Origin of the sequence: Pseudacidovorax intermedius (genome assembly GCF_003350475.1) — a bacterium.
Classification (GTDB): domain Bacteria; phylum Pseudomonadota; class Gammaproteobacteria; order Burkholderiales; family Burkholderiaceae_C; genus Xenophilus; species Xenophilus intermedius.
Genome location: NZ_QQAV01000001.1, coordinates 320,647 through 345,191, shown reverse-complemented (window position 1 = coordinate 345,191; position 24,545 = coordinate 320,647). Strand labels below are relative to the sequence as shown.

Below are 24,545 nucleotides of genomic sequence, written 5' to 3'. Positions count from 1 at the left end.
TGCCGCGGCCAGCCGCGGCGTGAGGACGAGGCGGGCCCGCGAGGGGCCCGATCGGAAACGAGAGAGACGGAGAAGATCATGAAGAAGGCACTCAAGAAGACGGTGGCGCGCATGGTGCGGGACGCCTGGCGCCTGGAAGCCCTGGAGCCGCGCGTGCTGCTGTCGGCGGACCCGGTGCTGGGCGTGCTGCCCGTGGTCATGCCCGACGACCAGGGCCATGGCCAGGCCCTGCACGGCGCCTACGACTTCGATGCGCCGGACGGCCAGGCGCCGGCCACGCCGCTGATCTCGCCCGAGGCCTACCAGGCGCTGGTCGAGCAGCCGCGCCTGACGGCCGTGCCCACCACCTTCTCCGTCGACAGCCAGGTCTTCGATGTCGGCAACCTCGCCAGCCAGGGCTACTTCGACAGCACGCTCGCGGTGGCGGCCAACGAGACGCTGTACGGCTCGGGCTCGCTCAACGTGGCGCTGCTCAACAGCGGCACCGTGAGCCCGGGGCATTCGCCCGGCGTGCAGAACGTGCTGTCGTACACCCAGTCGGCCGGCGGCACGCTGGAGATCCAGCTGGGCGGCAGCGACGCCGGCACCGGCAGCGGCCATTACGACCAGCTCAACGTCAGCCAGCTGGCCACGCTGGACGGCAAGCTCAGCGTCAGCCTGATCGACGGCTTCCGGCCCACCGAGGGGCAGGAGTTCACCTTCCTCACCTACGGCCAGCTCAGCGGCAGCTTCGCGCACGGCACGGGCTTCGTGCAGGCCGACGACGACCTGTACTTCACCATCGAGCAGCGTGCCGGCGACAACGGCGGCGGCGCACTGGTGCTGGTGGCCCACCAGCTCGACGGGGCCGCGGCCTTCCTGGTGGACGCGCTGGCCCAGACCACCGGCGGCACCACGGCCACCGACCGCATCGGCGAGTTCCTCAACCATTCCTACTTCGCCGACAACCAGAGCGTGGCCTTCAGCGGCGCGGTGGATCTGGGCCAGGGCCTGAGCCTGTCCGGCGACTTCCAGCTGGGCCACACCGCGCACCTGCTGCTGGGCGAGGGCGCCGACCAGGGCTACTACGACGTCTTCACGCTGTCGCTGGCCGGCGGCAGCGGCTACCTGGGCCTGGACGCGACCGACAGCCAGGCGCCCGGCCTCGCGTTCAGCGGCGCCGACGTGGGCATCGTCTTCATCGCCGCCACCGACGGCAGCGACCGCGGCTGGGTGATGGCGCAGGGCCAGGCCAGCGGCGCCAGCCTGCAGGGCGTGGCCATGCAGCTGGACGCGACGCAGCTCACGCTGGAATTCAGCCTGGGCCTGGGCACCGGCAACAGCGGCAGCCTGGACCTGCACAACACGCCGCTGCACATCACCGACGCGCAGCAGCAGGTGCTCTACACCTTCGACGGCACGGGCTCGGACAGCAATGCCGCCACCCTCGCCGGCCATGCCAGCCTGACCGTGGCGAGCGACCTCCGCCTGGAAGGCGATATGGGCTTCTCGGTGGCCGACGGCACGCTCCAGGCCGCGGGGCAGGACATCAGCGCCCGGCTGCAGGCCGGCGGCATGGCGGTGGGCATCGACCACGGCGCCTTCGGCCTGGTGGTCGACGGCGACGGGCTGATCGCGCTGGAGGCCTCGGGCCGCGCCTTCCTGCAGGGCGGCGACTTCGCCTCGGTCAGCGCCGACTCGGCCACGCTGCGCTTCAACCAGCAGGCGCAGTCGCTCACCGGCCATTCGCTGGCCTTCGGCGATTTCGCCTACACCTTCTCCGACCTGCCGGGCCACAGCGCGGCCACGGTGGGCATCTACGGCCTGCAGGCGGTGGTGGGCGGCAGCATCGCCATCCACGGCGACTTCTTCTTCCAGCCGGGGGCCGACGGCGCCATGGCCATCGTGGCCAGCAAGGCCTCGGTCGCGCTGCGCAGCGGCGCCTTCGATGCCGGCGTGACCGATGCCGACGTCGGCCTGCTCGTGCTGGCCGGCGGCGGCGGCACCGTGCTGGAGGCCACGGGCGGCATCGACGTCGCCCTGGGCGCGGACGTCACGCTGGCCGCCGCCGTGGCCAGCGTGCGCTGGAACAGCACCGCCGCCGATGCCAGCGGCACCGTGGTCGACGCCGCGGGCGGCAGCCACACCTTCGGCCAGGGCCTGCTCGCCGGCGTGCAGGAAGTGGCCGTCAGCCAGGGCCTGCTCGAAGTCGCCGGCTTCTTCAGTGCCACCGGCGACTTCGCGCTGCACAAGGGCACGGCGCAGATCGTGCTGGCCAGCGATCCCGACACGCCGGTGCTGGCCGACGTGCTCACGCTGGGCGCCAGCCATCTGGACGCCAGCGCCGGCCTGCTGGGCACCGCCTTCGGCCTGCAGATGACGGGCGTGGAGTTCGCGCTCGCCCTCATGAGCGCCCGCAGCGATGCGAGCCGCACCTGGACCGGCCTCAAGGCCTCGGCCGAGACCGTCTCGCTGCAGGGCGTGCCGGGCGTCTCGGCCAGCGGCAGCCAGTTCGGCATCACCATCAACCGCGCCGGCCGGGCCGGCGACCCCGTGGCCGACCTGGCCCGCAGTCCGCTGCGCGTGGCCACCGGGGCCGACGGCGGCGAGATCGTGCTCGACATGGACGGCGCCGCCGGCGAGCTGCTGCATGCGCAGGGCACGCTGGACCTGTCGCTCTTCGGCTTCGTGCAGGCGCAGGGCACCGTCTCGGTGGACCGGCGCAGCGAATCGGTGGTGCTGGCCGACGGCAGCGTGGTCGATGCGCAGCTGCTGGCCATCGGCCTGCAGGACGCGGGCGGCCATGTGGGCATTGGCGGCGTGGGCTTCGACCTGGCCGGTGCCGACCTGGGCCTGGCGCTGCTGGCCGACTCGGCCGACGCCAGCCGCACCTGGGTCAGCGCCCAGGCCACGCTGGGCACGGCCAGCCTGAGCGGCATCGACGGCCTGTCGCTGTCCGGCAGTGACCTGGGCCTGACCATCAACCAGGCCGGCCGCCAAGGCGACGCCGTGGTGGACTACCTGGCCCATGGCCTGACGGTGGGCGAGGGCGCCGATGCCGTGGCGCTGGACATGGACGGGCGCGACGGCACCCTGCTGCAGGTCAGCGGCCACCTCGACCTGCAGGCCTTCGGCTTCTTCAGCGCCGAGGGCGACTTCGCCCTGCGCAAGAGCAGCCAGACCGTGGTGCTGGCCGACGTGGCCGCCACGGCCGACGTGGACGAATCGGCCACGCCGGTGCAGGTGGACATGCTCAGCCTGGGCGGCCGCGGCATCGCCGCCTTCGCGGGTGTGCGCGACGGCCAGACCGACGCCTTCGGCCTGCGCCTGTCGGACGTGGACTTCGCGCTGGCGCTGCTGAGCGAGGCGGGCGCCGGCGCGCAGGCGCGCCACTGGAGCAGCCTGCAGGCCCGCGTGGGCGAGGCCGCCTGGGTGGGCATCGACGGCTTCGCGCTGTCCGGCAGCAGGCTGTCCATCGAGATCAACCGCGCCGCCGCCGACGGCAGCCTGGTCGACTACGCCAGCGGCCGCACCCAGCTGGCCGTGCCCGTGGCCACCGGCACCACCGTGGCCCTGGCCATGGACGGCAGCGAAGGCGAACTGCTGCGCGCCAGTGGCCACCTGCGCGTGGACGCCTTCGGCTTCCTGCAGCTCGAAGGCGACTTCGCCCTGGCCAAGTCCACCCAGACGCTCACGCTGGCCGACCACAGCCAGGTGCGGGCCGACCTGCTCACCCTGGGCGGGCACGACCTGCAGGCCTTCGCCGGCACCGGCGGCGGCACCGCCCAGGCGCTGGGGCTGCAGCTGTCGGGCGTTGACTTCGCGCTGGCCCTGTCCACCGAGCAGGTCGCGGCCGGCCAGCCGGCACGCAGCTGGACCAGCCTGCAGGCCCGGGCCGACGGCGCCGCGCTCACCGGCGTGGACGGACTCGTGGCCGCGGGCGAGGACCTGCGCCTGGCCATCAACCGCGCCTCCTCCGGCCCGGTGGTCGACTTCTCCGCCGGCGCCACGGCACTCGGGCTCGACACCGGCGCCGGTCGCCTGGCCTTCGACATGGACGGCGCCGAGGGCGCCATCACCCGCGCCGCCGGCACGCTGCGGCTGGACGCCTTCGGCTTCTTCCAGGCCAGCGGCAGCTTCGCGCTGGAGAGCTACGACACCACCTTGCGCACGGCCGACCTGGCCGGCACCGCCGCCGACGAGTCGGGCGATGTGCAGGTGCGCCTGCTGACGCTGGGCGCGCACGACCTGGAGGCCTTCGCTGGCGTCGGCGACACCGGCTTCGGCCTGTCGGGCGTGGACCTGGCGCTGGCCCTGGCCACCGAGAAGACCGTCACCGGCCAGAGCGCACCGGCGCGCCAGTGGAGCGTGCTGCAGGCCAGTGCGGGCACGGCCGGCTTCACTGGGCTCGACGGCTTCAGCGCCAGCGGGCAGGACCTGTCCGTGGCCATCAACCGCGCCGCCGCCGACGGCGTGGTGCTGGACTTCTCGGGCAGCCACGGCCTGGCCGTGGACACCGGCGCCGACACCGAATTCACCCTGGCCCTGGACGGCAGCGAAGGCGCCGTCACCCGCGCTGCGGGCCACCTCACCCTCGACCTCTTCGGCTTCGTGCAACTCGAAGGCGACTTCGCCTTCAACCGCAGCAGCGGCACCGTCACCCTGGCCGACGAGGACCACACCCAGGTCGGCGTCGACCTGCTCACCGTGGGCGCGGCCCATGCGCGCGGCTTTGCCGGCCTGGCCGGCGGCAGCAGCGACGCCATCGGCCTGCGCTTCGACGACGTCGGCTTCGGCCTGGTGCTGGCCACCGAGCAGCTGCAGGCGGCGGGCGGCACGGCCCGCCACTGGAGCGCACTGGAGGCCAGCGCCGGCAGCGCGGCCTTCATCGGCGTCGACGGGCTGGTCGCCACCGTCAGCCAGGTCGAGCTGCGCATCAACCGCGCCGACGCCGATGGCGTGGTGGTCGACTGGGCGGCGCAGCCGCTGCCCGTGGCCACCGGCCCCGACAGCACGCGCACGCTGGACTTCGCCGGCAGCGCCGGCGAGCTGCTCGAAGCCGCGGCCCACATCGAACTCAACGTCTTCGATTTCTTCGCCGTCGAAGGCGACTTCGCGCTGCAGAGCAAGCGCCAGGACCTGACCCTGTCCGACGGCAGCGTCATCCATGCGGACACCCTCACGTTGGGCGGCGCCGGCCTGTCCGCCTTCGCCGGCCTGCATGGCGGCAGCGACGACGCGCTGGGCCTGCGCCTGGGCCAGGCCGACTTCGGCCTGCTGCTGGCCACCGACCGCGATGCGCCGGCCCGCCACTTCACCAGCCTGCAGGCCAGCGCCGAGCTGGCCGACTTCGTTGGGCTCGACGGCGTGACCATCGCCGGCTCCGACCTGCAGGTGCAGATCAACCGCGGCATGCCCATCCCCGCGGTCGATGCCAGCACCGAGACGCAGAACGCGCAGTGGCGCCTGCAGCTGGCCGCCGGCACCGCCGGCACGCTGGATCTGGAGTACGGCGGCCACCAGGCGCAGCTTGCACTGGACGGCCGCGAAAGCAGCAGCGCCCTCATCGCCCTGCTCACCGGCGCGCTCGAAGGGCTCACGGGCATCGGCCAGGGCAACGTGAAGGTCAGCGGCTCGCGGGCCGAGGGCTTCACCATCGAGCTCGTCGGCGCCCTGGCGGGTGCCGAGGCCCAGGCCCTGACGGTGCAGGCCCATGCCGCACCGGTCACGGTCACCGTGGACACCGCGGCCGAGGCCACCGCCGGCGCCAGCGAGGTCAAGCAGATCGTCATCGAGGCCGAGCGCGTGCCCGCCCCGCCCGTGAGCATCGGCATCGCGCAGGTGGTGGCGGCCACGGCCGGCGCCGACGAGGTCAAGCAGCTGCTCTTCACCACGCCCTATTCGTCCCGGGGCACCTACACCCTCGAGATCGACGGCGTCGCCGGCGCGCGCACGCTGACCTTCGTGGGCAACGACGTCACCAACAACGCGCGCTACATCCACGATGCGCTGGTCGGCCTGCTGGGCGCTGCCGACGGCGACGTGCAGGTCCGCTTCGACACCCAGAGCCAGGGCGGCCACCGCTACAACATCCGCTTCCTCGGCGCACTGGCCGGCACCGACATCGGCGACCTGATCGTCACCGAGGCCATGTCGGGCGACGTGGTGCCGCTGAACATCCGCCAGGGTGGCGGCGGCTCGGGCGAGGTGCAGCGCATCGCCGTCGACACCCTGGCCGCCGGCCACTACACGCTGTCGCTGGCCTACGGCGGCCGCACCTACACCACCGCGGCGCTGGCCTTCGACGCCGATGCGCAGGCGGTGGAGGACGCCCTCAACGCTGCCTTCGCCGCCATCGGCGGCGAGGTGAGCGTCAGCACCACGGCCGGCGGGGCGCTGCTGGTGCAGTTCGGCGGCATCTTCGTCGGCCAGGACGTGGCCACCCTGCGCAGCCAGGTGAGCGTGGACGAGACGCGCCCCTCGGGCAGCTTCACCATCGAATACGCCGGCGTGCGCACCGGCCCCATCGCCTACAGCGACGACCCGGCCACCCAGGCCGCCGCCATCGAGGCCGCACTGCTCGCCCTGGACGCCTTCGCGCCCGGCGACCTGCAGGTGACCTACAACGCCAATGCCTCGGGAAGCCGCTTCGCCAGCTACGACGTGGTCTTCACCGGCGCCAGTGCCGACCAGGACATCGGCGACTTCACCACGCATTTCGGCGACCTGGACCATGCCAGCGCCGCGCCCTTCAACCTCGTGCAGGGCCATGCCGCGGGCGCCGAGTCGCAGCGCGTGCATTTCGACACCCAGGCGACCAGCGGCGGCTTCACGCTGTCCTTCAGCCACGGTGGGCAGACCTGGACCACCGCGGCGCTGGCCTTCGACAGCAGCCGCGCCGAGATCAATGCGGCGCTGGCCGCGGCCTTCGGTGCCCACATCGACGGGGCCCTGATCGAGGCCACCTTCTGGAACGGGCAGGACCTGGTGGTGCGCTTCGGCGGCAGCCTGGCCGGCGAGGACGTCGCGGCGCTGCAGGTGCAGGCCACGGCCGAGGTGCAGCAGCCCGTGCTGTCGCAGTTGCAGGACGGCTTCACCCACCACACGCCGGCCGAGCCGGCCGGCACGCTGGTCATCGACTTCGCGGCCCGGTCCGTGGACGTGGCCACCGGGCCCGGCGGCCAGGCCATGACGCTGGACATGGACGGTGCGCTGGGCGAGCTCACCCGCGTGCGGGGCCACCTGGAGGTGGACCTGTACGGCTTCTTCCAGGTCGGCGGCGACTTCGCCATCGACCGCAGCAGCAGCCAGGTGACGCTGGCCGACGGCAGCGATGTGGCCGTCGACCTGCTCACCCTGGGCGCGCATGACGCCCATGCCTTCGCCGGCCTGAGCGGCGGGCGTGCCGACGACCGCACCGGGCTGGTGCTGGACGGCGTGGACTTCGCGCTGGCGCTCATCACCGACAAGCTGGACGCCGAGCGCCACTGGACCAGCCTGCAGGCCACCGCGGCCCAGGCCGAATGGGTGGGCACCGATGGCCTGACCCTCGCCGCCACGGGCATCAGCGTGGCCATCAACCAGGCCAGCCGCGACGGCGACGCCGTGGTGGACTACGGCGACGGCGCCACGGCGCTGAGCATCGCCACGGGACCGACGACCGAACTGGCGCTCGCGCTCGATGGCGACCAGGGCGAACTGCTGCAGGCCAGCGGCCACCTGACGGTCGACGTGTTCGGCTTCTTCCGCGTCGAAGGCGACTTCGCCATCGAGAAGAGCAGCACCGAAGTCACCCTGGCCAAGACCAAGGACCAGACCGAGGCGGAGAAGGTCGAGGTCGACCTGCTCACGATTGGTGGCACGGGTGTGGATGCCTTTGCGGGCATCAATGGCGGCACGTCCAGCGCCATGGGTCTGGAACTGACTGGCGTCGAGTTCGGCCTGGCGCTGATGAGCCAGCAGATGGCCGCGGGCAGTACCACACCTGCGCGGACGTGGACGAGCTTGCAAGCAACCGCCACGAGCGCCGAGTTCAAGGGCGTGGACGGCCTGGAACTCTCTGCCGGCGCCATCGCTGTGGCGGTGAACCAGGCCGGCAAGGCCGGCGACCAGGTGGTCGACTACGGCACTGGCAAGACCGAACTGAAAGTCGGCACCGGAACCGGCAGCGACCTCGAACTGACGCTGGACGGCAGCAAGGGCGAACTGCTGCAGGCCAGCGGTCACCTGACCGTCGACGTCTTCGGCTTCTTCCGCGTCGAAGGCGATTTCGCCATCGAGAAGAGTTCGGCGGAGGTCACGCTGGCGAAGGCCAAGGACCAGACCGAAGCCGAGAAGGTCGAGGTCGATCTGCTGACCATCGGCGGCAGCGGCATCGATGCCTTTGCCGGCGTCAATGGCGGCAAGGCCAATGCCATGGGCCTGGCGCTGACGGACGTCGAATTCGGCCTGGCGCTGATGAGCCAGCAGATGGCCGCGGGCAGCACCACGCCCGCCCGGACGTGGACCAGCCTGCAGGCCTCGGCCGCCTCCGCGGCCTTCGTCGGCCTGGACGACGACGTGACGGCCTCGGCCACGGACCTGACGGTGCGCATCAACCGCGCCGGCCTGCAGGGCGACGCCGTGGTCGACTATGCCGACGGCGCCACCGACCTGAAGATCGACGTGGGCGCCGACGCGCCGCTGGCGCTGGACATGGCGGGCAGCAAGGGCGAGATGACCCGGGCCGCCGGCCACATCGCGCTGGACATCTTCGGCTTCTTCCGTGTCAGCGGCGACTTCGCGGTCGAGAAGAGCACGGCCGATGTGCAGCTGGCCGCCAAGGGCACGGCCCAGCCCGAGAAGGTCGCCGTGGACGTGCTGACCATCGGCGGCGCCGGGGTCGATGCCTTCGCCGGCACCGGCAACGCGGGCCTGCAGTTGCAGGACGTGGACTTCGGCCTGGCGCTGATGACGCAGCAGTCGGTGCCCGGCCGCACCTGGACCACGCTGCAGGCCACCGCCGGCAGCGCCTCGGTGCAGGGTCTGGGCAACCTGCAGCTGGACGCCACCGACACGCGTGTGCTGATCAACCAGGCCGGCCGCGCCGGCGATGCGGTGGTCGACTACGCCAGCGGCGCCACCGAACTGGCCGTGGCCACCGGCGATGGCGACCTCGCCTTCGACATGGCCGGCAACCTGGGCGAGCTGCTGCAGGTCAGCAGCCACCTCAAGCTGGACGTCGACGGCTTCTTCCAGGTCGAAGGCGACTTCGCGATCCAGACCAGCACCCGCACCGTCACCCTGGCCGACGGCACCGAGCAGACGCCCGCGAGCCAGGTGAAGGTGGACGTGCTGACCATCGGCGGCCACGATGTGGACGCCTTCGCCGGCCTGCACGGCGGCCAGACCGATGCGCTGGGCCTGGCGCTGCACCAGGTCACCTTCGGGCTGGCGCTGATGACCGAGGCCGCGCCGGCCCAGGGCAGCGCCGCACGCACCTGGACCAGCCTGCAGGCCACGGCCGGCAGCGCAGGCATGGTGGGCACGGGCGATCTCACGCTCACGGCCTCGGACGTGGCCGTCGCCATCAACAAGGCCGGCACCCCGGACGGTGCCGTGGTCGACTACGCGGCGGGCGCCACCCAGCTCGCCGTGGTCACCGGCAGCGGCACCGACCTGCAGCTGAGCATGGACGGCGCCGACGGCGCGCTGCTGCAGGCCAGCGCCCATCTGGTGGTGGACCTGTACGGCTTCGTGCAGGTCGAGGGCGACTTCGCCATCGAGACCCGCACGGCCGAGGTGCGCCTGCAGGACCTGGCCTCCACGCCCGATGTGGACGAGGGCGCCCAGCCCGTGGCCGTGGACCTGCTGGCCATCGGCGCCCACAACGTGCATGCCTTCGCCGGCGTCAACGGCGGCACCAGCGACGCGCTGGGCATCGAACTCGACGGCGTGGACCTGGCCATCGCCCTGATGACCAGCCAGGCCGACCCGGCCCGCCGCTGGACGGCCGTTCAGGCCAGTGCCGATCAGGCCGCCTTCGTCGGCATCGACGCCATCACCCTGGCGGCCACCGACGTGGGCATCGCCATCAACCGCGCCTCGGGGACCGGCCAGCCGGTGGTGGACTTCGCCCACATGGCCGAGCCGCTCACGGTGAACCTGGGCGGCGGCGAATCGCTGGCCTTCGACCTGGACGGCCAGAGCGGCAGCACCACGGCCGTGAACATCGGCCGCGCCACGCTCGCCATCTCCGACTACATCTACATCAGCGGCAGCTTCCACCTGGAGCAGCTGGCCACCACGCACGTGGACGTGGTCACCGGCCTGGCCGCCAACGGCACCGGCCTGTCGCCCGCGCTGCGGGCCGGCCTGGCCAAGGTGCAGGGCCTGTCGGCCGACGACCGGCTCATCGACGACCTGGAGGTCTCGGCACTGCTGCTCAGCGGCACCGACCTGGAGATCTTCGCGGGCCTGGGCCCCTACTTCATCGACAGCAACGGCAACGGCATCCGCGATGCCGGCGAGGCGCAGAACCCCGACGCCTTCGGCGTCAAGCTCGACGACATCGACGTCGGGCTGGTGATGTTCGACTCCACCCTGGCGGCCGACCCGGACTCGGTCATCCCCGACCTCTATGCCCTCAAGGTGAGCTGGGGCCAGGGCATCGACATCGACCTGGGCGGCATCTTCAAGTTCCAGACCCAGGGCCTGACCATCGACGTCAACCAGGGGGGCGCGTGGGCCGACCAGCCCACGGGCAGCGTGGCGCCCTACGTCGACTTCGCCAGCAGCTTCGAGGGCGGCCTCAAGGTGCCCACGGCCACCGGCACGCCCATCGTGCTGGACTACGACCGCGCCACCATCGCCGTCAGCCTGGCCCATGCGCTGCTGAACATCGGCGACTTCTTCCAGATCGAAGGCAGCTTCGCCTTCGAGCGCACCACGACGCAGGTGGACGTGGCCACGGGCCTGTCGGCCGCCGACAGCTTCGGCGCCCTGGGCACCGACCTGGCGCGCTTCAAGGCGGCCGGGCTGCTGTCGGCCGACAACAGCCGCTTCACGCACCTGGCGGTGGACAGCATCACCATCGGCGCCGCCGATGTGCGCATCACCATCGGCGACCCGGACGACCCGTTCTTCACGCTCGACCACATCGACGTGGCCTTCGCCACCTTCCGCGCCAGCAAGAGCGTGGACGCCAACGGCGTGATCCCGCTCATGTACGCCATGAAGGCGTCCTGGGCCAATCCGCTGGACGTGGACTGGGGCTTCATGCAGCTGCAGGTGCAGGACCTGCAGGTGCAGCTCAACCAGGGCTCCAGCTGGCGCGGCCTCACGGTCTCGCCCACCGTCGACTTCGTCTCCAGCTTCGGCGCGCAGGGCATGCGCGTGGCCACCGGCGGCGACGACGTGTACCTGGACTTCCGCCAGGCCTACTTCGGCGTGGAGGTCGGCCATGCGCTGATCGCCATCGGCGACTTCTTCTACATCGAGGGCGGCTTCTCGCTCGGCAAGGGCAAGGGTGTGGCGGTGGACATCGTCACCGGCTTCGGCGCCTACGACCCGACGGCCGCCGCGGCCGTGGGCAACCTCGCCACCCCGGGCCACTACGACCGGCTCGAGAACTACGCCATGAACATGGTCACGATCGGCCTGTCCGACGTGAAGCTGTTCGTGGGCGCCGGCCCCTACTTCGTGGACGAGGACGGCGACGGCGTCATCGACGCCACCCGCAACCCCGACGCCGTGGGCCTGGTGGTGGACAACCTCGACCTGGGCATGGCGATCTTCACCGACCCCAAGCACAAGGTCGGGCGCCTGTGGTCGCTGGAGGCCAGCGTCGACCAGATCGCCTTCGTGGGCCTGGACTTCCTCACCCTCAGCGCCGAAGGCGCCGAGGTGCGCGCCAACCAGGGCACCGCCTGGTCGGGCACGAAGATCCGGCCCTTCGTCGACTACCTCTCCAGCTTCGGCAGCGACGGGCTGGAGGTGCGCACCGGCGGCACGCCGGTGGCGCTCAAGTTCAGCACCAGCTACATCGGCGTGGACGTGGCGCGTGCCACCCTCACGCTGGAGAACTTCATCCACATCCAGGGCGGCTTCAGCTTCGAGCAGGGCCGGCGCGAGCGCTTCTCGGTCGACACCGGCGCCACCGCGGGCAACCTGCCGCTGTCGGCCGCGCTGCTGGCCGCCGGCGCCGCCGGGGCGCAGGTGTCCGAGGACCTGGGCCGCATCGACGACGTCGAGTTCCAGCTGATGACCATCGGGCTCAGCGACGTCGATGTCTTCATCGGCTACGGCAACCCCGACTTCGACAGCACCGTGCCCCTGCGCGAGCAGAGCGACCTGTTCGGCCTGGCCCTGTCCAACGTCGACCTGGCCCTGGCCATCCTCACGCCCACCGGCGCGATGGCCAAGCTGCTGCCCAAGTTCACGGCCCTCGACGGCTCGGCCGACGAGTTCGTCGTCGCCGGCGGCGAAGGCCTGTTCGAGCTGTCCAGCGGCCGCATCGAGGTGCAGATGAACTGGAGCGACGGCTGGAAGGCCGATCCGAAGGTGCATGCCTCCATCGACTTCTCCGAGGCCACCGGCCGCCCGCTGCAGGTGCGCGCGGGCGACCAGCTGCTGACCATCGACTTCGCGGCCGGCGCCTTCATCCAGGCGCAGGTGCAGGGCGCGCTGCTGTCGGTCTCGGATTTCGTCTACTTCCGCGGCGACTTCGCCTTCCGCATGGGCTCGGCCACCGACCTCACGGTCAAGACCGTGCTCGGCGCCACCACCGTCAAGGCCAATGCCATCGAGTTCGGCGCGAACAACGTGCAGGCCTTCGTGGGCATCAACGGCCCCTACCGGCAGGACAGCAACGGCGACGGCGTGGTCGACAGCCGGGACCCGGTCAACGACGAGGCCATCGGCCTGGTGATCGACGACTTCGACCTGGGCATGACGGTGCTGACCACCCAGTTCGACGCCCTCAACCCGCTGGTGCCCGCCAACACCAAGTTCGTCGGCCTGAAGGGCCATGGCGAGCAGATCGGCTTCGTCGGCTTCGGCAGCGACTTCATCCAGTTCAACCTGCAGGACATCGAGGTGGCGGTCAACGCCAGCAGCCGGCAGGACCTGGTGGCCGATTTCACCAACGGCGGCACCCGCGAAGGCCTGGCCATCGCCACCGGCGGCGAGCCCGTGGTGCTGGACTTCAGCAATGCGCTCATCGAGGCGACGGTGGCGCATGCCACCGCCTCGGTGGCCGGCATCCTGTCGCTGCAGGGGGGCTTCACCTTCCAGAAGCGCACCGTGGAGAACGTGGACTTCCACCTGCCCGGCGGCAAGCTGACCACCTCGGCCGAGGCGCTGGTGGTGGCGGGCAAGGACATCTACGCCTTCGCCGGCATCAACGGCCCCTACCGCCGCGACACCAACGGCGACGGCGTCATCGACGAGCAGGACCCGCCCAACGACGACGCCATCGGCCTGGCCATCGACGACCTGGACTTCGCGCTGGCCATGATGACGCCCACGCTGGCGCAGGGCGTGCCGCTGCCCGGCAAGTTCTTCGGCCTGTCGGCCACCGCCGGCATGGCCGGCATCGTCGGCACCGACCCCTTCCTCACGCTCAACGCGACGGACCTGCTGCTGTCCTTCAACGGTGCCTTCCTCGGGACGCTGCCCGTGCCCGGCGCCTATGTGGACTTCAGCGCCATCGACGGCGGCAAGGGCCTGCAGATCCCCATCGGCACCCAGGGCGAGCACCTCACACTCGACTTCGACAGCAACTCGCTGGGCATCCGCATGCAGGCGCACCTGGGCCTGTTCGACCTGATCGACATCGACGGCGGCTTCCACTTCGAGTTCGAGCTGCCCGACACCAGCCACCTGTTCCCGTCGATCAAGCTCTCGGGCCTGGGCGACCTGCTGCCCAAGTTCTCACCCGACCTGGACTTCCTCAAGGGCGCACTCGACTTCGTGCGCAACATCGACCTGTCCATCGGCTTCGATCCCAACCTGGGCCTGACGCTCTTCGGTTCGCTCTCGCTGCCCGACCTGTCGCTGGATCTGGGCGACTTCGTGCACCTGCGCGGCGACTTCCAGCTCAACATCGGCGAAACCTTCACCGGCACCCTCTACACCGGCCTGCCGTCCGAGGTGTCGCTCATCGAGACGCTGCTGGGCGATCAGGCGCAGTCCATCCTGGGCGCGCTGAAGGCGCTGGGCGGCGTGGCGGACGACTATTCGACCATCCAGGACGTCAGCTTCAAGGGCCTGAGCTTCGGCGCGAGCAACGTCTATGCCTTCGTCGGCCTGGGCAACCCGGACTACGAGGAGGTGCCAGGCGGCAACGGCAAGCTGCAGATCGCCAACGGCGACGATCTCTTCGGCTTCAGCATGGAAGGCCTGGACGTGGGCCTGACCATGTTCAAGGCCCAGCTGCCGAGCGTGTTCAAGGCGCAGGAATTCTTCTCGCTGTATGCGCATGCCGACAGCGCCCGCACCTACGGCATGGGCGACGTGCTCAAGGTGCGCGCCGAAGACCTCACCATCGAGCTCAACCGCGGCGGCGAGATGTTCGGCGGCCTGCTGCACGGCACGGCCGACTTCGTGGACAGCTTCCCGGCCGACGCGCAGGCGGGCCGGCCGGCTGGCTTCGAGGTGCGCACCGGCGGCACGCCGGTCTACATGCAGCAGCGCGGCACGCAGCTCATGGGGCTGGACATCGGCTATGCCGAGATCCAGGTGTCGCAGTTCCTGAGCCTCAGCGGCTCGCTGGCCTTCCGCAAGGGCGAGCGCATCGTCGGCGCCCAGGTCGACCTGGGCGGGCTGCAGACGCTGGTCAACCAGGCCACCGGCAACACCGGCACGCACTTGGCCATGGACATGGAGACGCTCACCCTGGGCGGCTACAACCTGCAGGGCTTCGCCGGTGTGGGCGGCCCCTACCGCTACGACAGCGCCACCGACGACAACGACCGCATCGACAACGACGACCCGATCAACGATGGCGCGGTCGGCGTGGCCATCGGCAACGTGGACTTCGGCCTGGTGATCGCCAAGCCGGCGCTGCTCACCAGCATTCCGGGGCTGGAGGCCGCCGCCCCGTACTTCCTGACGCTCAAGGCCGACGTGGGCTATGCCGGCCTGGTCGGCGTGGACCCGGACATCCTGGCCGTGCAGGCGCAGGACGTGTCGGTCAACATCAACACCTTCGTCCTCACCAACGACCCGACGGGCAACCTCAACCCGCTGCTGCAGCTCTTCGGCCCGCCCTCCATCGACTGGGCAGCGACCTACGACAAGTCGCCCGAGGACAAGAACGGCAACGGCGTGCTGGACGCCGGCGAGGACCTCGACGGCAACGGCAAGCTCGCCACCCGCGGCTATGCGCTGCCGGCCGGCGGCGACCATGCGGTCATCATCGACTTCGACCAGGAGATCATCCAGGCCGCCATCGGCTACGCGCAGATCAACGTGGCCGGCTTCCTGCAGCTGTCGGCCTCGATGGCGCTGACCAAGAAGGGCTCCGAGACCGTCACCCTCAACAACGGCCAGCAGACGCAGGTGACCAGCCTGGCCATCGGCATCAACGACGCCTACGGCTTCATCGGCGTGGGCGGCTACTGGCGCGACAGCAACGGCGACGGCCGCATCGACGAGAACGACACGCCCAATGACAGCGCCGTGGGCCTGGCCGTCAAGAACCTGGACCTGGGCCTCGTGGTGGCCAAGGAGCTGGTGATCGGCCTGAACTCGGTGGACGTGGGCGTGTACCTGGCCGGCCGTGCCAGCGTGGACTACATCGGCCTGGTGGGTGTGCCCGGCGCCGAGATCAACGCCGAGAACATGGTCATCGAGATCAACACCGGCGTGCGTGCTTCGGTGGGCCTCGGCCATGTGGTGCGCGACGCGGCCTCGGGTGCCGTGTCCTTCGATCCGGACCTGAGCCTGTCCTTCAGCTTCACCACCATCGACTTCAGCAAGTCGACCTGGCTGGACTCGAACGGCGTCTCGCACCAGGGCTACGGCATTCCCACGGGCAATGCCGACGAGCCGGTGGTGCTCATGTACAACGAGCAGCTGCTGCGCCTGTTCGGCGAGGCGCAGCTCAAGCTCTTCGGCCTGGTCAGCATGACCGGCGTGCTGGACTTCCGCTTCAGCGAGAGCGAAGGCCTGACGGCCTTTGCCGACGTCACCGTCTCCATCGGGCCCGAGGGCCTGAACCTCAGCCGCCACGGCACCGGCCTGGTGGTGGTGCGCGGCGGCAGCGATCCGGGCGTGGCACTGCGCCTGGCGCTGGACGCCGACCTGGCCATCGGCTCGGTGGTGCAGATCCATGCCGACCTGGACCTGTCGCTCAACACCTTCGGCCGCGACGTGGTCTACGTGGTGCCCGAGCAGTTCCGCGACAAGGTGGACTTCGACACCTTCACCATCGGCGCCGCGCCTCCGGGCAAGCCCGACTGGGTGGGCGTGTACGCGGCCGTGGTGGGCCACGGCACGATGGACCTGCTGGACGGCGCACTCACCCTCAAGGGCGACTTCAGCGTCATCGTCGCCGAGATCGACGGCGCGGTGCGCGCCGAGCTGGGCGCCACCGCCACGCTGGACCTGCCGCTGCTGGAGCCGCTGTCGGTCACCGGCACGCTGGGCATCGTGGTCGACGGCGGCAACACCGGCATCTATGGCGCCTTCGAGGTGGGCGGCAGCGGGCCGGACTCCGTCATCATCGACGGCGGCGGCGTGTTCACCGTCTCCGGCCGCTTCCTGCTGCAGATCAACACCACCGCCGCCAAGCAGGAGGTGCGCACCCTGGCGGTGGACGCCGCCGGCAAGCCGCTGGGCACCGTGTGGCTCGACCCGCAGATGCTGCGCATCTCGGGTTCGGGCGCCGTGGCCGTGGGCCCGGTGGAGATGACCGGCGCCATCGACCTGCTGATCGACAAGCGCGGCGTGCAGGCCGCGCTGGACGTGGCGCTGGAGCTGGGCGGCTTCGGCCGCGTGGCCGTGGGCGGCTCGGCCGCCTTCCTGATGGACGGCGATGCGCCCGTCTTCGCGCTCAACATCCACACCCACGTCAACATGGGCGTGGACATCATCGGCATCAGCGCCGATGCGGACATCCGCATCAACACCGGCCACAGCGACTACACCGACCTGCACGGCAACGTGATCAAGGCCAACACGCTGTTCGACATGCAGCTGAAGGGCGACATCAGCCTGTTCCTCTTCGATGTCGACTTCAAGGGCGGCATCAGCGTGATCGACAACGTGTTCAAGCTGTCCTTCGACGGCAGCCTGAACTTCTTCAACGCGCTGACCATCGACGTCGGCGGCTACGTGGATTCCGAGGGCAACTTCGAGATCCGCGGCAAGGCCGAGATCGACATCTGGCTGGGCCCGCTTCACCTCAACGCCGGGGCCTCGCTGGTGCTGTCGAGCCAGCCGCGCTTCGCGGCGGCAGTGTGGGGCTCGCTGGACTTCGAGATCGACCTGGGCCTGTTCTCCATCGACATCACGCTGGCGGGCTTCCGCGGCGAGATCGACATCAACGCTGCCAGCGCCTACCTGGCCGCGCGGGTGACGGTGATGGGCATCACTGTCTCGGGCAGCTTCAAGTGGTCGTGGGCCGATCCGCCGCAGATCGCCCACCAGGTGGGCGACACGCTCTACCTCAACATGGGCGATGCCTCGGGCCGCTACGGCGACACGGTGTACGACGACATCACCAACGAGTCCTACTCCATCGAGCAGGAGCGCGGCAGCGACACCGTGGTGGTGCATTCGCTGGGCGAGACGGCCAGCTTCACCGGCGTCAACCGCATCGTGGGCGTGGGCGGCAAGGGCAACGACTCGGTCTACGTCGGCAAGTACGTCACCGCGGCGCTGGACTTCGACGGCGGCGAGGGCAACGACAGCTTCGTCATCCTCGGCGGTGCGGCGGGCAGCGTGATCCGCGGCGGCGCGGGCGACGACGAATTCCTCAGCGGCGAGGTCAGCGGCCTGCGCTTCGAGGGCGGCGCCGGCAAGGACCGCTTCACCGGCGGCGACGCCGCCGACATCGTGGACATGGGCGAGGGCGTCAACACCATCTCGAGCGGCGGCGGCAACGACGTCATCTACGTGGGCGCGGGCGTCAACACCGTGGACGCGGGCAGCGGCGACGACCTCATCTACGTGAGCGGCGCGGGCACGCTCAACCTCAAGAGCGGCACCGGCACCGACCGCCTGGTGATCTCGCCCTTCTCCAGCACCGGCACGCTGCTGCTGGGCGACCACAGCCTGAAGGTGGCCATCGACGGCGCCGACCGCGTCATCAACTTCGACGACGCCCTGGAGCGCCTGGAGCTCAGCGACACCAGCACCGGCCGCACGGTGCTGAAGATGACCGACGGCGCCAGCTGGGGCCACACCTCGCTGCACCTGGAGACGGCCGGCATCCTCGACGTGCGCCAGACCGCGCTCTACAAGGCGCCGGATGCCCTGCTGAGCATCAGCGCCGCCGGCATCGACGGCACGCTCGCCACGCAGGTGTCGCAGCTGAACGTGGTCAACCGCGGCACGGCCGGCGCGGCCTATGCCGACATCGTGGTGCGCGAGACCGACAGCCTGAGCGTGGTGACCGACGGCTACGCAGCCGGCGGCCTGACCACGCCCGCCGGCCGCATCGACCTGCAGCTGGGCAGCCACGAGGCGCTGCTGTCGCTGGACGGCGGCCAGATCTCCACCGGCACCGGCGGCGGCGCCATCGCCATCGTGGCCGACGACGTGGACTTCGCCTCGGGCGACGACCGCGTCAGCGGCACCGGCAGCTTCAGCCTGCGCAGCTTCTCGGCCGACCAGGGCTACCGCGTGGGCGGCGCGGCCCAGGGCACCTATGGCGGCGACTACTCGCTGGGCAACGAGACGGGCTTCATGGAACTCGGCATGCGCGACCTGGCCGCGCTGCGCGACGGCTTCTCGTCCATCGCCATCGGCCACGCCGCGACCGGCGTGCGCATGTATGTGGGCGACGTCGAGGACGCCGTGGTGGGCACGCAGTTCTACTCGGCCCTGCTGCGCGACGACGCCACGCTCATCGCCGACCGCATCACCGTGCAGGGCGACGTGCAGTCCACCGAACGCCTGACCTTCGCCGGGCGGCTGATGGAGATCCAGCGCCAGAACGTGCGCGCGCCCATGGGCGTGCCCGACGCGGGCATCCATGCCCGCGAGACCGTGCTGCGTTTGACCGAGCAGCTGGTCGTGAGCGGCTGGCTGCGCGGGGATGACCTGCTGGACGTTCAGGTCGTGGGTAGCACCGGCGCCGGCGCGCTGGTGGGCTACGGCACCGAGGTCAACAGCATCACCGCCGACAAGGGCGCGGCCATCGAGACGATGAAGGCCGGCAGCCACCTGTTCCTGGGCGGCTCGGGCTCGGTGGTGATCGCCGCCGGCGTGTGGGCCCATGGCGACGACGTGCAGCTGCAGATCGCTGCCGGCGCCTCGCTGCGTGTGCTCGAAGGCGCCACCGTCTCGGCCGAAGGCGCGCGCTCCGTCATCGCGCTGAGCGCCACCGGCGCGCTGGGCCTGCTCTCCGGCAGCGCGGTGCTCTCGGGCGCGCGCTTCGGCGCCGACGGCCTCACGCCGGAGCTCACCGGCGCGGATGCCAGCGTGTCGATCCAGACGGCCGGCGAGCTGATGCTCGCGGGCTCGCTCACCGCCGCCGGCGCGCTGCACATCGATGCGGGCGCCGTCAGCGATCCGCATGCCGACTACTTCGACACGCTGCCCGGCCGCACGCTGGCCACGCTCAGCGACGCGCAGAAGTTCGCCGCCATCATCGAGGCGCTGAACCGCGGCGACATCCACGTCGACCTGCGCCAGCTCTTCGGCGGCGCCGACACACCGCTGGCCGCGCTGGCCTCGGCCACGGCCCTGGCCAACTACACGCCCTTCGCGGAGCTGCCCGACGACGCCAAGGCGGCGCTGGTCGCCTCGCTGGGCTACACCACCTACGAGGACGGCGGCTACTGGAACGCGCAGACGCACAGCTTCCGCACCGCGCTGACCGAAGGCGAGCTGGTGGCCTACCGCAACGCCGACATCGACTGGGGCAGCGCCGGCGCGCCGGCGACGGACGCCGGCTTCGACCAGCTCACGCTGGCGCAGAAGAAGGCCGTGGCCGCCTCGCTGGGCTATGCCACCTACGACGGGCTGGTGTTCACCCACACCGCGGCCGATGGCAGCCTCACCGTGGCCACCGGCTTCACGCAGGGCGTGGCGCACGACTACGACAACAGCCGCATCGACTGGGCCGCCGCGGGCGTGCCCGCACCGGCGGCCGGCACGGCCTTCGACCAGCTCTCCGGCGCACAGAAGCTGGCGGTGGCCCAGGCCCTGGGCTACACCTTCGACTACTACGCCATGCCCGGCGACCTGTGGAACGGCACGGGCCTGGACGCCACGCCGATCTCGCCGCTGCCCGCGGTGGACGCCGGCTGGAGCCAGCTCACCGCGCTGCAGCGCCAGATCGTGGTGGACTACCTGGAGCACGGCAGCGGCGAGAAGAACTTCTTCAACTACAGCGCCGCACCCGGCAAGAAGGTCCTGACCACCTTCAGCGAAGGCCCTGCCACCGACTACAGCAACGCCAGCATCTACTGGGGCAGCGCGGGCCAGCCCGCGGCCGATGCCGATTTCGCGCAGCTCACCGATGCGCAGAAGAAGGTGGTGGCCCGTGCACTGGGCTACGAGGTGCTCGATGGCCTGCACTTCATCAAGGCCGACGCCGACCGCACCGTGCGCATCGTCGACGGCTTCGCGCAGGGCCAGGCCGCCGACTACAACCTGGACGCCATCGACTGGGGCGGTGCCGCCGCCCCGGCCGCCGGCGCGACCTTCGAGGACCTCGACCCCTCGCAGCGTGCCGTGGTGCTGGACGCCCTGGGCTATGCGCAGGTGGACCGCGAGGTGTTCCACAACGCGACCACCGGCCGCACCGTGGCCCTGCTGGTCGAGGGCGAAGGCCGCGACTACCGCAATGCCGACATCGTGTGGACGGCGGCCGATGGCCATGCGCTCACCGTGCCGGCGCCCGGCACCACCTTCGACCGCCTGAGCCTGGAGCAGCAGGACGCGGTGCTGCGCCAGCTGGGCTATGCCCGCTGGGACGGCACCGTCTACTACAACGCCAATGCGTCGGCCGATGCGCAGTACCGCCTGAGCTTCGAGGCCGGGGTGGACTACCACGCCGAGACCCTGCACTGGAGCGACGTGGCGCGCCCCGCCGACGGCACGGCCTTCGCCCAGCTTTCGGGCGACCAGCTCTTCCGCATCGTCGACCAGAGCGGCTTCAAGTCCTACGCCGGCACCGTGTACTACAACGCGGCGGCCGTGGACGGCAAGCAGGTCATGACCGGCTTCACCGAGGGCGTGGACTACCGCAACGACACCAGCGGCGCGGCCGGCACCGACCGCTGGGTGGTGCGCGACGGCAGCCATACCTACGTGGTGCAGGCCTACGACGCCAACAACGACGGCGTGGTCGACGAGATCCGCGTGCTGGAGCCCCATCCGCTGCTGGGCCAGCGCGGTTTCGGCTTCCTGCTGACGGGCACCGTCACCACGCTGCAGGACGATGCGGACTTCGTGGTCTCCACCGCCGACGACGTCATCGTGCGCGGCAACATCAACCTGCTGGGCCAGGGCTCGGACCTGGTGCTGCAGTCGGACAGCTGGGTCTACTGGGAAGGCCAGGCCCGCATCAACGGCAGCATCACGCTGGTGGGCGGCGTGTCGCTGGACGGCACCGACCTGCACGGCGCCAATGCCGACGGCACCAGCGTCTACGTCAACGCCTCCTCGGTGCTCAACACCACGGCCGCGGGCAGCAGCATCACCGTCATCGGCAGCCGCGACGTCGAGCTGCATGGCGCGCTGGTGGCCGGCGGCATCATCGGCAGCAGCGGCATCCAGTGGAGCGGGGCGGACTCTTCCATCCGTGTGCAGGCCGGCGAACAGGTGCTGGTGGACACGGCCCTGCAGGCCACGCGCGCGGTGCAGATCCAGACCATCGGCCTGACCGGCGCGGACGACGATGGCTGGGGCGTGGTCATCGGCAGCGCGGCCGGCCTCAATGCGGCGGGCATCACCAGCGACGGCTCGGGCGGGCTGGTCTCGGTGGACGCCTACGGCGGCATCACCATCGGCGGCAGCATCCTGTCGGGCGGCACGCTGCAGCAGAGCGGCGCGCCGGGCACCGGCGGCGAACGCACGGAGACCATCGACTGGTCGACCGAGGCCTCGCGCGTGGTGCTGCGCTCGGCAGGCCAGCTCTACCTGGGCGCCCAGACCACCGGCGCCTCGGGCGCCACCGTGGAGGTGGGCGCCACCATCCGCGCCAGCGAGAGCGTGGAACTGGCCGGCGGCTACAGCAGCGACGGCATCGGCGTGCGCATGCCCGGCAGCGCGCGCGTGGCGGTGCACGACGCGGACGGCCGCATCGTGGTGAGCGCCTCGCAGGACGCGCAGCTCGACGGCCTGCTGGTGGCCGGTGGCGAGGTGGTGGACCACTTCGACCCGGCCGGCATGACGCTGGGCAGCACCGTCCACACCTTCGGCGGCGACTCCACCATCAGCATCACGGCGGGCCAGCAGGTGCGCCTGGGCCGCGACCTGATGGCCGGCAAGGCCATCGAGGTGCGTGGCGGCATCGGCGCCGGCACGCCCACCAGCGCCAACCCCTGGGCCGACCAGGGCGTCGTGCTCGGCGGCAACGTGCACCTGAAGACCTGGTCCGAGGACAGCGCGATCACTCTGTCGGCCGCGGGCGACGTCTCGGTGCTCACGCCGGCCTGGACGCAGGAGCTGACGGCGGCGGGCTTTGCCGAGTACGCCGACGGCCACCTGAGCCGCGACGCGAGCCTGGTGCTCACCGTCAAGGATGGCAGCTACCTGCGCAGTGCCACCCTCACCGTGTCGGCGTCGGCCACCGCGGGCAACGCCGGGCTGGCCTCGCTGGTGCAGGACCTGCAGGCGGCCATCGACGCCGCGCCCGAACTGTCGGGCTACGGCCTGACGGCGCGCCTGACCGATGGGCGCCTGATGATCACCGGCGACTACGCCTTCACGCTGGCCGATGCCGGCGGCGGCGCCGGCCTGCTCGGCTTCACGCAGGCCGTGTCGGCCCCGGCCGATTCCGACCGCGGCTGGGCGCTGGACGCCAGCGCCCGCGGCTCGGTGGTCAACCTGGGCCGCGCCAATGCGCCGGGCGGCGAGATCACCATCGCCGGGTCCATCCGCGCCTACGGCGCCATCAACCTCTATGCCGGCACCAACGCCCTGGGCAACCAGACGGTGGAGCTCACCGAGACCGGCCTGCTGGAGACCCTCTCGGGCGGCATGTACCTGGCCCCGGCGGGCAACGCCATCATCCGCGGCGACCTGGTGGCGCGCGGCGCCAATGCCGACATCGTCATCGAGGCGCGCAACACCCTGGAGCTGCGTGGCGACCTGACGGCCCAGCGCGACATCATCGTCAGCGTCGGCAGCCAGGTGCGTGCCGGCGAGCTGAGCCTGGTCACCACCAACTCGGCCCACTTCAACACGCTGGACGCCAACGGCCGCATCCTCTTCAGCGGCGTCAACGACGTCTCCATCAACAGCGCGCTGGGCCGCGACAGCGGCGGCACGGGCCTGGTGCAGATCGTCTCCAGCCAGGGCACGCTGACGCTGCAGCACGAGGCCGGCTGGATCGAGACCGGCGGGCAGATCGTGCTGTCGGGCCGCAACGTGGACCTGGCCGGCACCGTGCGCAGCACGGCGGCCACGCCGGCCACCTACGACTACGAGGTCGACATCGCGGCCGCGCAGGGCGTGCAGCTGCATGCCGACATGCAGCTGGCCGGCTCGCTGCGCGTGGTGGCGGGCGGCAACGTGGCGCTGTACGGCTCGCCCATCACGGCAGCCGCCGCGGGCCAGAGCGTGCTGGTGCAGGCGGCGGGGGACATCGCCGTCGGCTCGGTCGGTGCCGCCAGCGGCGGCGCGGTGATCACGGCCGACCGGCTGCTCGAACTGCGCGCCGGCGGCAGCATCCGTTCGGCCGCCGATGGCCAGCTGGTGACGCTGGCCGCGGCCAGCGTGCTGCGCCTGGACGCGGGCGCACGCATCGAGCTGGCAGGTGAGGCCTATGCCGGCGGCCGTCAGCTGGACGGCGCCGGGGCCCAGATGCAGCTGCGCGCGGCGCTGGACATGGTGGTCGCGGCGCACCTCTCCGCCAGCGGCAGCCTGCAGGTTCTGGCGGGCACCGACGTGGCCGGCAACGGCCTCACGGTGACCTCGGCCGGCCGGCTGGGCGTGGGCGATGCCGACGGCCAGATCGTGGTCTCGGCCGATGGCGACCTCATCCTGCGCGGCGACGTGGTGGCCGAGGGCGAGGGCGCGGACATCACCCTGAGCTCGCGCTCGCAGGTGGTGGTCTCGGCGCTGGTGCGCGGGGACGACCAGGTGCGCGTCGAAGGCGGCACCGATGCCGCCACGCGCATCGGCGTGCTCATCGACACCCTGGTGCTCGACGCCGACGGCAAGCAGATCTCCGGCGGCGTGCTCGA

The 24,545-nt window shown here is 71.1% G+C and carries 1 protein-coding gene (running past one end of the window); it reads left to right on the top strand.

Translation table 11 applies throughout. The features are described 5' to 3' along the window. Window positions 1–78: 78 nt before the first annotated feature. The coding region annotated (locus DFR41_RS01415) for an LEPR-XLL domain-containing protein (RefSeq protein WP_114801432.1) crosses the window boundary (this coding region is incomplete at its 3' end): on the top strand, window positions 79–24,545 show 24,467 of its 42,278 nt. The annotated region continues 17,811 nt past the right edge of the window.